Source organism: Azonexus sp. (assembly GCF_041909095.1).
In the GTDB taxonomy this organism is placed as follows: domain Bacteria; phylum Pseudomonadota; class Gammaproteobacteria; order Burkholderiales; family Rhodocyclaceae; genus Azonexus.
This window is the reverse complement of record NZ_JAYREB010000001.1, coordinates 487,294-499,142: the sequence shown is the minus strand read 5'-3', so window position 1 is coordinate 499,142 and position 11,849 is coordinate 487,294. Positions and strand designations below refer to the sequence as shown.

The window sequence follows — 11,849 nt, the reverse complement described above, 5'->3', positions numbered from 1 at the left end:
GGAAGTGAGGTGACGGACGATCAGAGCTTGCCGCTCAGGCTGAACAGGGGTTCGAGCACCCACTCGTAGAGCTTGCGGCTTTCCTGGAGGACATCGGCTTCGAGCAGCATGCCCGCCTGCAGCGGCTGGGCGACGCCGTAGGCATTGATGCTCTGGCGTTCGAGGGCGACGCTGATCAGGTAGAGCGGCTCGCTGCCCTGGGCTTCGGCGCCCGGCGCCAGCAGGCTGCTGATCTCGCTGCCGGGCAGCGCGGTGCGCGCCACCGAAACGACGGTGCCGCGGGCGTGGCCGAACTTCTGGTAGGGGTAGGCCTGGTAGCGCATCAGCACCTCGGCCCCCGGGCGAACGAAGCCGACCGCCCGGCTCGGCGCGTACAACTGCGCTTCGAGCTGGCTGCCGGCGGGGACGATGCTGAGCAGCGGGCGCCGGCCGTCGACCGCCTGGCCGACTTCGGCGACCACTGCGGTGGCGGTGCCGTCGATCGGCGCCGTGATCGCCAGCATGCGGCGTCCTTCGCTCTCGCTCAGTTCCTGGCTGGTCGAGGAAATGACGCGTTCGATCTGGGCCAGTTGATTCTCGTGCTTGAAGCGCAAGGCGTCGAGGCTTTCCTGGCGGCTGCCGAGTTCGCGACGCAGGGCGATCTGCTCGCGCTCGACGCTCTTCAGCCGGGTCTGCTGGTCGAGCAGTTCCTCACGCTTCTGCTGGCGCTGTTCGCGCGAGATGTAGTCCTGTTCGAGCAGCGACTGGTAGCGCTTGCTGGTTTCCTCGGCGAGGGCGACGCGGTCGCGCTGGCCTTCGAGCAGGCTGTCGATTTTCTCCAGTTCGCTGCGTAGCGCCGCCACCTGTTTGGTCAGGCCTTCCTGCTCCTCGCGCTGCAGTTGCCGGGTGCGTTCGAGTTCGCCGGTCAGCGATTCCTTGCGCGCGCCGAGCTGTTCGCTGACGCTGGCAAAGACCGAGCCCAGGGTGCTGCTCTGGCGTTCGCTGGAAATCAGGTAGAGGGTGTCGCCGGCCTTGACGCTCTGCCCTTCGGCAACCAGTTTCTTGCCGACGATGCCGGTCTGCGGCGGATAGATGCGCAACAGGCCGGCGCTCGGCACCAACTGGCCGGTGACGCTGCTGCGCTTGGTGTAGCTGCCCCAGGTGAAGAGGGCGACGATGGCCAGCGTGCACAGCAGGGCGGCGAGGCTCAGCAGGCGGTAACTGAGCGGGCGGACGAGCAGGATTTCACCGCAGGACTTGGGTTTTTGCGCGTCGAGCGCGGCGCGTCGGAACAGGGGCTGATCGGCCATGCTGGAATGGATGTGTTGAGCGCGAAATGCTGATGGGATTTTTCGGGGCGGCCGAAAACGATGCCGGTCAGGGCGCCGCTAGTGGGTCAGGAGGACGACGGGAGGAACAGGCGCGAGGCGGGAGAGGGCAGGTCGTTCAGGGCCCGCCCCGCGCTGCCGGGTGACGGCTTAGCGGCAGGAACCGCCGAACAGGCCGCCCAGCAGGCCGCCGAGCAGGCCGGTAACGGTGCCGACGAGGCCGCTGACCAGGCCGACTACCGGGCTCAGGATGCCGCCGACCAGGCCGAGGACCGGGTTCAGGATGCCGCCGAGCAGGCCGCCGAGATCGAGGGCGCCACCGGAAACGGCAGCGATTTCGGTCTTGTTGAGTTCTTGAATTGCCATGTTGCTACTCCTTGGATTGTCGTAAGGTCGAAATGACGCGATCAGTTGCCGAGCAGGCCACCGAGCAGGCCGCCGAGCAGACCGGTAACGGTGCCGAGCAGGCCGCTGACCAGACCGAGAACCGGGGGCAGCAGGCCGCCGACGACGCCGAGGACCGGGTTCAGGATGCCGCCGAGCAGGCCGCCGAGATCCAGGGTGCCGCCGGAAACGGCAGCGATTTCAGTCTTGCTGAGTTCTTGAATTGCCACGTTGCTACTCCTTGAATGAACGAAAACTGGTGGTCGTTCTTGTTTTATTAGACGCGCAGCAGGCCGCCGAGCAGGCCGGTGACAGCGCCGAGCAGGCCGCCGACCAGGCTGAAGGTCGGGGCGACCAGCGCGCCGACGAGGCCGAGCACCGGGCTCAGGATGCCGCCCAGGAGGCTGCCGACGTCGGCATGCAGGTCCAGGGTCAGGGTGCCGCCGGAGACGGCTTCGATTTCGGTCTTGCCAAGTTCTTGAATTGCCATGTTTGTTACTCCTTGACTGATTGAAAAACGCCACACCGGGTGGCATGCATTGCCCGTAGACAATTCTGTTTTGCATTTATGCATATTTGAGTTTCAAAAACAGTACAAACCATGCACAATGCAAACTGTTGCGACATGATAATCAAATTATGCGGAATTGCAATCTTGCTTACGGAATTTTCGTGAATTTGCGTGAACGCGAGGCTGAAAGTGAAAGTCAGCCGTTGCGGCGGCCTCGGCGTCCGCGTCATGCCGCGCTGCTGGCGCTGCTCGTTCAGGCCAGTGCGGCGCTGGCCGAGAGCGAGGTGCACGAAGTGGCAGCTTTGTCTTATCCTGATGCAATGATTACCAGCCTCCTGCTCCTCGTCTTCTTTGTCCTTTTTGCGGTGCTGGTGTACTGGCGGGCGGCCAGGATAGAGCGGGTGCTGCAGCGGCTCGGCGACGGCGATCCGGCGGCGCGTACCGGGCTGGCGCCCTGGGCGCCGCTTGGCCGGCTGGCGCAGCGCGTCGATTGGGCGGCCGAGCGTCTGGCCGAGGAAAGGCGGCGTCTGGCCGACAGCGAGGGGCGCCTGCGCATCGCCTTGCAAGGTTGCGACATTGGCGTCTGGGACTGGCAGCTCGACAGCGGCCGCATTTATTACTCGCCGCGCTGGAAGACCCTGCTCGGCTTTGCCGAGGACGAGACGCCGGGACACGCGGAGACCTGGCTGACGCGGGTCCATCCCGACGACCTGGCGCGCGTCACGGCGGCGCTCGACGAGCACCTGTCAGGGCGTAGCGACCTCTTCCTCTGCGAGCATCGGCTGCGCCACAAGCGCGGCGATTATCTCTGGGTGCAGCAGAGCGGCGTTGCCAGCCGCGACGAAAGCGGCAAGGTGCTGCGCATGATCGGTGCGCTGGCCGACGTTTCGGCGCACAAGGCGGCGCAGGCCGAGCTGCTGAGCAGCCGGGAAGCCTACCGCTCGGTGGTGGACGGCGTGACGCAGGTGATCCTGCGCAGCGATGGTGGCGGGCAGCTGAGTTTTCTCAACCCGGCCTGGCAGGAGCTGACCGGGCACAGCATCGACGAGGCGCTCGGCAAGACGCTGGTCAGCTTCGTTCATGATGATGAACGTCATAGTGTGGCGACTTTCTTTACCGCGCTGGCCGATGGCGAGGCTGGCGATCTGTCCTGCGAGCTGCGCTTGCGCTGCCGGGACGGTGCCTGGCGCTGGTTCGCCCTGCACTTGCGGGCGACGACGACGGCCGGCACGGCGTCGGCCGCCGGTGTGCTGAGCGACCTGACGGCGCAGAAAGCGAGCGAGGCGGCCTTGCTGCGCAGTAACCGCGAGCGCGATGCGATCCTTACCCTGGGGCCGGACGGTTTCGTCTTTGCCGACGAACAAGGGCGGGTCAGTTTCGTCAATCCGGCCTTCGTCGGCATGACCGGGCTGGCCGCCGGGCTGGTGGTCGGCCGGCCGCTGGCCGAGCTTGACCTGCATATTGCCCAGCTCGGCGCCGCTGCCCCCGGCTTTGCCGAGGTTGGTGAGGGCGCCGATGGTCTGCTGCAGCTGGAGCGCCCGCACAAGACGATGATCCGCTGGCTGGCCCGGCTGATTCCGGACGGCGCCGGCGGCATCCACGGCCGTGTCATCTACCTGCGTGACATCACCCGCGAAAGCGAGGTGGACCGGATGAAGAGCGATTTCCTGTCCACCGCGGCGCATGAGTTGCGGACGCCGATGGCGAGCATTTTCGGCTTCTCCGAACTGCTGCTGTCGCGCGAGTTCGAGCCGGCGATGCAGCGCGACCTGCTCGAGCGCATCCACCGCCAGACCCGCAATCTGATCAACCTGGTCAACGAACTGCTCGACCTGTCGCGGATCGAGGCGCGCGGCGGCAAGAGTTTCAAGATGCAGGTTCAGGAAATCACTCCGGTCGTGCTCAACGCGGTGGCGGCGCAATACGTGCCGGCGCCGACGCACAAGCTGGAGTTCGACTGGCCGAAGGATCTGCCCAAGGTCAGGATCGACGCCGAGAAATTCCAGCAATGCCTGATCAACGTGTTGAGCAACGCCGTCAAGTATTCGCCGGGCGGCGGAGTCATCCGCGTCAATGCGCTGCGCCGCGACGCCGCCGAGGGCGCCCGCATCGGCGTCGCCGTCAGCGACCCGGGGATCGGCATGACGCCGGAGCAGAGCGCACGCATCTTCGAGCGCTTCTATCGCGCCGACCCAAGCGGCGCCATCCTCGGTTCCGGCCTCGGCATGTCGCTGGTCAAGGAATACATGACGGTCTTCGGTGGTGACATCGAGGTGGTCAGTGCCCCCGGGCAGGGAACGAGCGTCGTCCTCTGGCTACCGGTCGCCGACTCCGGCGCGGCATCAGGGGGGGGCGGACGGTGAGGCCCTTGCAACGCATATTGATTGTCGAGGATCAGGCCGACCTGCGCCTGCTCATTCGCTTGACGCTGGAGCCGCTTGGTGTCGAGTTGCGCGAGGTGGCCAACGGCATGGAGGCGCTGCTGGTGGCGCGCAGCTTCAAGCCCGACGTGCTGATCCTCGACGTCATGCTGCCCGGCGGTGTCGATGGTTACCAGATCTGCCAGGCGATCAAGCAGGATCCGCTGACCAGTTCGACCCGGGTCATCATGGTCAGCGCCCGCGGCCAGAAGGCTGACATCGAGCGCGGCTACCAGGCGAAGGCCGACCGTTACCTGGTCAAACCCTTCAGTCCGGCGCAGTTGCTTCAGGAAGTCGGGGCTTGACAATTATGCTGGAAGGTGAATAATTGAAGCAAATGAATAAATCATATTTTTTTGAAAATTTTATGGAGCGTGTCATGTGGGATTCGATCAAGAAATTCGTTAAAGATGAAGAAGGTGCAACTGCCGTCGAGTACGGTCTGATTGCCGCCCTGATCGCCGTGGCGATCATTCTCTCGGTGACCGACGTTGGCACCAAGCTGAAGGCCGTCTTCGATTCGATCAAGGACGCCCTGCCCTGATGTGCCATTTCCGCGCTGACGGCCCGTCCGTTTCTTGAGGTCGGGCGCGTGTCGTTGGCGGCGCAGTTGTTGTTGAGTTTCTGGGCCGGAGCGCTGGCCTTTGCCGACTGGCGTCACCGGCGTCTGCCGAACGCCTGGTTGCTGTTCGGATTTGCCTTCGGGGTAGTGCATCTGGCGGTACGCGGTGCAATGCCATTCGGCGGTACACCGCTCGATGCGGCAATGGCTTCGGTGGCGGCCCTGCTCGGTTTCCTGCCCCTTTATGCGGCGGGCTGGATGGGGGCGGGAGACGTCAAGTTCCTGGCCGTCATCGGCTGGCTGGGGGGCTTTCCGGTGCTGGCCGGGGCCTTGTTGTACGGCTCGTTGCTGGCCGGAGGGCTGGCCTTGCTGCTGCTGCAGCCGGGCGGCTTGCCGGGGAGCAGGGTGGCGGGCGTGTTGCGGGGGCGGATTCCCTACGGAAGCTGTCTGGCGGTGGCGCTGCTGCCGCAGTTGTGGGGGTGGCTGGATCTCGGGTCCGTGCTGCCGTAGTCGGGGGAGTGCATGGTGTCGCAGAGGGCTGGTCGGCGTGCCCAGCGCGGGGCGGTGGTGATTGAGTTCGCGCTGGTGTTCGTGCTGTTTTTCATCGTCATGTACGGCATCGTCGCCTACGGCGTCATCTTTGCCGTCAAGCATTCCCTGGTGCAGGCCGCCAACGAAGGGGCGCGAGCGGCGGTGCGCGATGTCGGCGGCGTCACGGCGCGCGTCGAACTGGCCCGCACGGTGGCCGCCGAAAGCCTGGCCTGGCTCGGCGACAAGGCGCCCGAGCCGCAGGTCAGCGCGGCGCTCTGCGCGGCGACGCCCTACGTCTGCCTGAAGGTCGAACTGGCCTATGACTATGCCGCCAACCCGCTGGTCCCGGCGCTGCCGGCACTCGGCGTCGCGTTGCCGGAACGGCTGACCGGACAGGCCATGGTGCAGCTCGACGCGGTTTATTGATGGCTTTGGAGTCCTCGGGGAGTAAGGCAAATTGGGCAAGACGCAAAGGATAGTGGGGGCATTGCTGATCGTCGCGGCCATCGGGCTGGCGGCGTATGCGTGGGTGCTGAGCAAGGACATGGCGGCCAAGCAGCCGGCGCCGATGCAGCAGGTGGTGGTCGCCGCGCAGCGGATTCCCGCCGGCACCCTGCTGACCGCGCAACATCTGCAACTGATGGCCTTCCCGTCGCGTCCGGCCGGCAGCTACGCGGCGGTCGAGGCGGTGCTCGGCAAGACCGTGCCGCTTGACCTCGCCGCCGGCGAGCCGCTGCTCGCCGAACGTATCGAAGGGCCGGCGACGCCGTCGCTGAAGCAGTTGCAGCCCGGCGAACGGGCCGTGGCAATCAAGGTCGATGAAGTGGTCGCCGTCGGCAACCGGCTGGCGCCGGGCGACCTGGTCGACGTCTTCGCCACCTTCCGCCGCAACAACGAGGAAATCGCCGACAGCCACGCCCGGTTGCTGCTTTCCGGCCTGCGCATCCTGGCTTTCGGCGGGCTCGACGCACCGGAAGCGAAGAAGACCGGCAGCACCATGCGCAATGTCGCCGAGACGCCGCGTACCGCAGTCCTCGCCGTGCCGCTGGCCGACGTCGACCGGCTGGCGCTGGCCGCCGAAGCCGGCCGCCTGCTGCTCGCGCTGCGTCCGCTCGATGCCGCCAGCGCGGCGGCCCCGGATGCCGCGACGCCCGGCCAGGCGACGCCCGCCGCGCTGCTCTCGGCGCCGGCGCAGGCGGTCAGCCTGCGCGAACTGGCCGGCAAGGTCGGCGCGCCGCTCGTTGCCAAGCCGGTGGCCGGCAAGGCGGCCAGGCCGGCGGCGCCGGCACCGACGGTCAAGGTGATGCACGGGCTCAAGGAGACCAGCGTGCAGGTCAGTAATCGGAATGGGGCTGGGCAATGAACAAGACGAGTTTCCGCTACCTTCAATTGGCCGCCAGCCTGGCGCTGGCATTGCCGGCGCTGCTCGCCGGCCCGGCAGCCATCGCCGAGGCCCTGCCGGCCAGTGGCGAGATCGAACTTGCCGCCGGCGGGCAGCGCCTGATCGATACGCCGAAGACGGTCAGCCGGCTGGCGGTCGGCAATGAAACGGTAGCCGCGGTCAAGGTGATCGGCAGCCGCCAGTTCGTGATCCAGGGCAACCAGCCCGGCGTCACCACGCTGATGGTCTGGCAGCGCGGCGAAAAGACGGCGGACCGCTACCCGTTGCGCGTCAACAAGGCGGTGGCGCTGCCGCCGGAAGGCGCCGGCGAGTTGCAGTTGAAGGCGGCCGGCGATCTCGCCGTGCTGTCGGGCACCGCCAGCGACCTGGCGGCGCAGGCGGTGGCCCGCGAATACGCGGCGCGCGGCGCCGGCGATGCCAAGCCGGCGGTGGTCGACCGCAGCGTCATGGGCTTCGGCGGCGAAGTGCAGATCGATGTCCGGGTCGTCGAGTTCAGCCGCAAGATCCTCAACAAGGCCGGCCTCAGCATTCTCTCCAACAAGTCGGGCTTCACCTTCGGCAGCTACGCGCCGGGCAGCCTGAGCAAGGTGCAGATGAGCAACGGCGCGATCAGCACCGAGGCCGAACTGCCGATCAACCAGGCGCTCAACCTGCTGGTCGGCAACGCCAAGAAGAACCTGCTCGGCGTCGTCAGCGTCCTCGAAGGCAACGGCTTCGCCCGCACCCTGGCGCGGCCGACGCTGGTCGCGCAGAGCGGCCGCGACGCCGAATTCCTCGCCGGCGGCGAGTTTCCGGTGCCGGTGCCGCAGGCGCTCGGGCAGACGACGATCCAGTACAAGCCCTACGGCATCCGCCTGCAGGTGACGCCGACCGTGCTCGCCGACAACCGTATCGCGCTCACCGTGGCGCCGGAAGTCAGCGACCTCAACTTCGAGAACGGCATCACCATCAACGGCGTCAGCGTCCCCAGCCTGAGCACGCGGCGGGCGACCACCAGCATCGAGCTGGGCAACGGCGAGAGCTTCGTCATTGGCGGCCTGGTCAGCCAGGCGATGATGCGCAACGTGAACAAGATTCCCGGCCTCGGCGACCTGCCGCTGCTTGGTGCCTTCTTCAAGAGCATCAGCCTGTCGCGCGAGGACAAGGAACTGCTGTTCATCGTCACGCCGCGCCTGGTGCGGCCGCTGGCGGCGGGCACCGACCTCGGGCCGATGCCGGGCGAGGAACTGGCGAACCGCGAATCCGGGCTGTGGCGCGACTGGCTGCTGTCCGATCAGGATGTGAATACCCGCTACACCGGATTTTCCAGGTAAGCCGACGGAGAACAGGCATGGAACAACGTTTCATCGTGGTGACCGAGCACGAAGCTCATTTCAATGCGCTCAGCGAAGCCATACAGAGCCAGGGGGTGTCGGTCTGGCTGCACTGGAACAGCGACGTCCTGGTCCAGCTGGTCGGTTCGATGGGGACCAACGTCGTCTTCATCGAATTCGCCGAAAGCCGCCTGGCGCAGGCCGCCGATCTCGCCGCCAAGCTCTTGTCGGTGTATCCGCGCCTGTGGATCATCGGCTTCGCGCAGCGCGCCGACAACAGCCTGATCATCGAGGCAATGCGCGCCGGCGCCCGCGATTTCGTCGAGCTGCAGTCGGCCCCCGAAATCATCTGCCGCTCGCTGCGCCAGGTGCTCGCCCAGTCGCCGCAACTGCCGGCGCAGTCGAGCGGGACGATGATCAGCCTGCTCGGCGCCCGGCCCGGCGTCGGCACCTCGACGGCAGCGGTGCATCTGGCGCTGCTGCTGAAGCAGGAAGTGATGCCCGGCGAGCCGGTGCTGCTGCTCGACTTCGGGTTTCCCGCCGCCGACGCGGCGCTCTACCTCGACACCAAGGTCAATTTCAATTTCTGCGACGCCGTGCGCAGCCTGCGCCGTTTCGACCACGCCCTGCTCAACTCGGCCTTCGCCCACCACAAGAGCGGCCTGTCGCTGCTCTCGCTGCCGCAGAACCTGGCCGAACTGCGCGATGTCTCGCCGGTCGACGCGATGACCCTGCTCAGCCTGCTCAAGTCCTACTTCAAGGTGGTGGTGGTCGATCTCGGCGGTTTCGCCGGTACCGACCTCTTGCTCTACGCGCTCGGCGTCAGCGACCGCACCCTGCTGATCAGCGAACAGAGCATCGCCTCGGTGTTCTCGGCGCGCCAGATGCTGGCCAGCTTCCGCGAGCGCGGCGTCGAGACCGAGCGCATCGGCCTGCTCACCGGCAAGTACGACACGCGCATCGAGATGAGTCCGGCGCAGCTCGCCCAGCACCTGCAACTGCACTGGGTGGCCGACCTGCCGCAGCGCAACGAGCGGCTGATTGCCTGCGCCAACCAGGGCAAGCTGCTCTACGAGCTGGCGCCCAACGACCCCTACGTCAATGTGCTGCGCGACCTCGCCGCCCGCGAGAGCGGCGGCACGGCGGCCGCCGTGCCGAGCGGCGGCGGCTGGCGGCGGCGCCTGCAGGGACTGATCGGAGGCTGACGGCATGGATTTCGATTTCGCCCTCGGCGGCGACCCGCGCGGGGATTTCCGGCAGTCCGACGAATTCCAGGACATCAAGGCGGTGGTGCACCAGCGCCTGGTCGAACGCATCGAGGAACTCGGCGTCGATTTCGCGACCTGGGCGCCGCACGTCACCCAGCGCTTCGTCGCCCAGGAAGTCGAAGATTTCGTCGCCGCCAACCGGGTGCCGCTCAACGTCACCGACATCCAGGTCATCGTCAAGGAACTGAACGACGAGCTGACCGGCCTCGGCCCGCTGCAGGAACTGATGAACGACGACGCCGTCGCCGACATCCTGGTCAACGGCTACAAGGAAGTCTTCATCGAGAAGAACGGCCTGCTCCAGAAAAGCCGCGTCCGCTTCATCGACAACCGTCACCTGATGCGCATCGTCCAGCGCATGATCGCGCCGCTCGGCCGCCGCGTCGACGAAGGCAGCCCGATGGTCGACGCCCGCCTGCCCAACGGCGGCCGGCTCAACGTGATCATCCCGCCGGTGTCGCTGAACGGCCCGGTGGTGTCGATCCGCAAGTTCCGCAGCAAGCCGCTGCAGGCCTCCGACATGCTCGCCTACGGCACGCTCAACCAGGAAATGCTCGACTTCCTGGCGCACGCCGCCGAGATGCGCTGCAACATCCTGATCAGCGGCGGCACCGGTTCCGGCAAGACCTCTTTCCTCAACATGCTGGCCCAGTACATCCGCGAGGGTGAGCGGGTGATCACCATCGAGGACGCCGCCGAACTGCAATTGCTGCACGAGCACGTCGTCCGCCTCGAATCGCGCCCCGGCGGGCTGGAGAACGTCGCCGAAGTGACGCCGCGCGACCTCTTGCGCAACAGCCTGCGCATGCGCCCCGACCGCATCATCGTCGGCGAGGTGCGCGGCGGCGAAGCGGTCGAGATGCTGCAGGCGATGAATACCGGCCACGACGGCTCGATGTCGACGATCCACACCAATTCGCCGCGCGAATGCCTGCACCGTCTGGAAATGCTGCTCCACTTCGGCGGTTGGCAGGGCAGCGAATTCAACCTGCGCCGGCAGATCGTCGGCGCCATCGACCTGATCGTCCAGCTCGCCCGCCTGCCGAGCGGCGCCCGCCGCGTCATGTCGATCAGCGAACTGACCGGCATGCAGGACGAAGTCGTCGCCATGCAGGAACTGTTCCGTTTCGAGCCCGCGGCCAATGGCCGCGACGGCACCTTCGTCACCGGTTGCAAGCCGCAGTCGCTGAAACTGAAACGCTACGCCGCCTTCCCCGGCCGGCCGGGAGGCAGCGGTGCCTGAACTGGTCTGGCTCGTCCTCTCCGCCAGCTTCTGCCTGCTGGCCGCCGCCTTCGTCTTCCTCGGCGGCGCGCTGCGCCGGGCGCCGGGCGGCGGACGGCGCATGAGCGAGGTGCTGGCCCGCCACGAGGCGCCGTTCGACGGCAAGACGCCGGCGGCGGCGAGCGGCTGGGTGCCGTCCTGGTTCGAACGCTACCTGCAGCGCGCCGGCCTGCCGGAAACACCGCTGGTCTATGGCGCGCTGCTGGCGCCGGGCGCCGTCCTCTTCCTGTTCGGCGAATTGCTGTTCGGCTTCGCCTACGCGCTGGCCGGCATCCTGTTCGTCTATCCTTTCCTGCTCTGGAGCTTCATCCAGTGGCGGATCGCCGTTTACCGGCAGCAGGTGGTCGACCAGTTGCCGGTCTTCCTGGAAAGCGTGTCGCGCATCCTCAGCGTCGGCTGCAGCCTTGAACTGGCGTTTCGCAACGCCAGCGAGGAATGCGACGACCCGCTGCTGACCATCACCCGCCAGGTACTGCTGCGCACCCGCGCCGGCCAGTCGCTGGAAGACGCGATGATGCAGGTGGCCGACGTTTACGCGATCCGCGAACTCGGCTTCGTCGCCTCCGTCTTTCACCTCGGCATCCGCTACGGCGGCAACGCGCACGCCGTGCTCGAACGGCTGTCGACGACGATGCGCGAGCGCCGGCGCAGCCAGCAGGAACTCAAGGCGATGACCGCCGAAACCCGGGCCAGCGCCTGGATTCTGAGCGCCCTGCCGGTGGTCGTGGCGATGCTGACGCTGGCTTCCAACCCGGGCTACCTGCTCGGCATGTGGATGGACCCGTTCGGCCGCAAGATCCTGCTCGGCGCGCTGGCCATGCAGATTGCCGGGATGGCGCTGCTGTTCCGCATGGCGAGGATAGACTGAA

At 66.7% G+C, this 11,849-nt stretch carries 14 protein-coding genes; 10 read left to right on the top strand and 4 right to left on the bottom strand.

The features are described from left to right. Positions 1–20: 20 nt before the first annotated feature. The 4 genes from ACE3OV_RS02485 to ACE3OV_RS02470 form a co-directional block, all read right to left on the bottom strand. Complete coding sequence (locus ACE3OV_RS02485; protein WP_374324690.1) at positions 21–1,289, bottom strand: HlyD family secretion protein; 1,269 nt, start codon at positions 1,287–1,289, stop codon at positions 21–23. 168 nt (positions 1,290–1,457) lie between these two features. Next, a complete protein-coding gene (locus tag ACE3OV_RS02480; protein WP_374324688.1) occupies positions 1,458–1,673 on the bottom strand; it encodes a hypothetical protein in 216 nt (71 codons plus the stop codon). A gap of 41 nt (positions 1,674–1,714) precedes the next feature. Continuing rightward, entirely contained in the window at positions 1,715–1,921 is a 207-nt protein-coding gene (locus ACE3OV_RS02475; protein ID WP_374324686.1) for a hypothetical protein, read from the bottom strand. A gap of 47 nt (positions 1,922–1,968) precedes the next feature. Further along, complete coding sequence (locus ACE3OV_RS02470; protein ID WP_374324684.1) at positions 1,969–2,181, bottom strand: hypothetical protein; 213 nt, start codon at positions 2,179–2,181, stop codon at positions 1,969–1,971. A 182-nt stretch (positions 2,182–2,363) separates the two neighbouring features. Here ACE3OV_RS02470 and ACE3OV_RS02465 point away from each other — a divergent pair, with 182 nt between their 5' ends. From ACE3OV_RS02465 to ACE3OV_RS02420, 10 genes are all read left to right on the top strand, one after another. After that, entirely contained in the window at positions 2,364–4,565 is a 2,202-nt protein-coding gene (locus tag ACE3OV_RS02465; RefSeq protein WP_374324682.1) for a PAS domain-containing protein, read from the top strand. Positions 4,566–4,570: 5 nt separating this feature from the next. After that, positions 4,571–4,927, top strand: a complete 357-nt coding sequence (locus ACE3OV_RS02460) for a response regulator transcription factor (protein ID WP_374324680.1) — start codon at positions 4,571–4,573, stop codon at positions 4,925–4,927. Positions 4,928–5,001: 74 nt separating this feature from the next. Further along, positions 5,002–5,166: a Flp family type IVb pilin gene (locus ACE3OV_RS02455; protein ID WP_374324678.1), complete on the top strand. Its 165-nt coding sequence runs from the start codon at positions 5,002–5,004 to the stop codon at positions 5,164–5,166. 72 nt (positions 5,167–5,238) lie between these two features. After that, complete coding sequence (locus ACE3OV_RS02450; RefSeq protein ID WP_374324676.1) at positions 5,239–5,694, top strand: prepilin peptidase; 456 nt, start codon at positions 5,239–5,241, stop codon at positions 5,692–5,694. 15 nt (positions 5,695–5,709) lie between these two features. Next, entirely contained in the window at positions 5,710–6,141 is a 432-nt protein-coding gene (locus ACE3OV_RS02445; protein ID WP_374324674.1) for a TadE/TadG family type IV pilus assembly protein, read from the top strand. A gap of 61 nt (positions 6,142–6,202) precedes the next feature. Next, a complete protein-coding gene (gene cpaB, locus ACE3OV_RS02440; protein ID WP_374324671.1) occupies positions 6,203–7,078 on the top strand; it encodes a Flp pilus assembly protein CpaB in 876 nt (291 codons plus the stop codon). Then, positions 7,075–8,430, top strand: coding sequence for a type II and III secretion system protein family protein (locus ACE3OV_RS02435; protein ID WP_374324668.1), 1,356 nt, complete (start codon positions 7,075–7,077; stop codon positions 8,428–8,430). The genes cpaB and ACE3OV_RS02435 overlap by 4 nt, the downstream gene beginning before the upstream one ends. Positions 8,431–8,447: 17 nt before the next feature. Continuing rightward, positions 8,448–9,635, top strand: a complete 1,188-nt coding sequence (locus ACE3OV_RS02430) for a hypothetical protein (RefSeq protein ID WP_374324666.1) — start codon at positions 8,448–8,450, stop codon at positions 9,633–9,635. A 4-nt stretch (positions 9,636–9,639) separates the two neighbouring features. Further along, positions 9,640–10,941, top strand: a complete 1,302-nt coding sequence (locus tag ACE3OV_RS02425) for a CpaF family protein (RefSeq protein WP_374324664.1) — start codon at positions 9,640–9,642, stop codon at positions 10,939–10,941. Continuing rightward, positions 10,934–11,848 carry a type II secretion system F family protein gene (locus ACE3OV_RS02420; RefSeq protein WP_374324662.1) on the top strand — a complete coding sequence of 305 codons (915 nt, stop codon included), beginning with the start codon at positions 10,934–10,936 and terminating at the stop codon, positions 11,846–11,848. The genes ACE3OV_RS02425 and ACE3OV_RS02420 overlap by 8 nt, the downstream gene beginning before the upstream one ends. The last annotated feature ends 1 nt before the right edge of the window (position 11,849 follow it).

Coding starts and splice junctions, on each gene's coding strand:
- ACE3OV_RS02485 (WP_374324690.1), bottom strand. CDS start 1,289: ATGGCCGATCAGCCCCTGTTCCGACGCGCCGCGCTCGACGCGCAAAAA.
- ACE3OV_RS02480 (WP_374324688.1), bottom strand. CDS start 1,673: ATGGCAATTCAAGAACTCAACAAGACCGAAATCGCTGCCGTTTCCGGT.
- ACE3OV_RS02470 (WP_374324684.1), bottom strand. CDS start 2,181: ATGGCAATTCAAGAACTTGGCAAGACCGAAATCGAAGCCGTCTCCGGC.
- ACE3OV_RS02455 (WP_374324678.1), top strand. CDS start 5,002: ATGTGGGATTCGATCAAGAAATTCGTTAAAGATGAAGAAGGTGCAACT.
- ACE3OV_RS02435 (WP_374324668.1), top strand. CDS start 7,075: ATGAACAAGACGAGTTTCCGCTACCTTCAATTGGCCGCCAGCCTGGCG.
- ACE3OV_RS02430 (WP_374324666.1), top strand. CDS start 8,448: ATGGAACAACGTTTCATCGTGGTGACCGAGCACGAAGCTCATTTCAAT.
- ACE3OV_RS02425 (WP_374324664.1), top strand. CDS start 9,640: ATGGATTTCGATTTCGCCCTCGGCGGCGACCCGCGCGGGGATTTCCGG.